The sequence below is a fragment of the Aquicoccus porphyridii genome, from assembly GCF_008369105.1.
Classification (GTDB): domain Bacteria; phylum Pseudomonadota; class Alphaproteobacteria; order Rhodobacterales; family Rhodobacteraceae; genus Aquicoccus; species Aquicoccus porphyridii.
Window position 1 is genome coordinate 1 of the sequence record NZ_VINQ01000236.1, and the last position, 356, is coordinate 356.

The following is a 356-nucleotide window of genomic DNA, read 5'->3' on the forward strand; positions in this document are numbered from 1 at the left end:
CGCGCCCTGGCGGACGACGACGACCTGCTGGGCTGCGGCCTCGACTCGATCCGCCTGATGTACCTGCAGGAACGCCTGCGCGCGCGTGGCTCGACGCTGGACTTCGCCCAGTTGGCGCAGCGCCCCTGCCTGGGGGCCTGGCTCGACCTGCTGGCCTGCGCGGACCGGCTGTCCGCCCCGGCAACGGTCGCGCTGCCGGCGGCGCAGGATCGCGACCAGCCGTTCGAGCTGTCTTCCGTGCAGCAGGCCTACTGGCTGGGACGTGGCGCCGGCGAGGTGCTGGGCAACGTCAGCTGCCATGCCTTCCTGGAATTCCGCACGCGGGATGTCGACCCGCAGCGCCTGGCCGCGGCGGC

Annotated in this window: 1 protein-coding gene; it reads left to right on the forward strand. The window is 73.6% G+C overall.

The window, feature by feature from the left end; genetic code table 11:
• Positions 1–356, forward strand: a 356-nt coding sequence (locus tag FLO80_RS24320) for a phosphopantetheine-binding protein (protein ID WP_246156824.1), incomplete at both ends; no start/stop codon positions are given.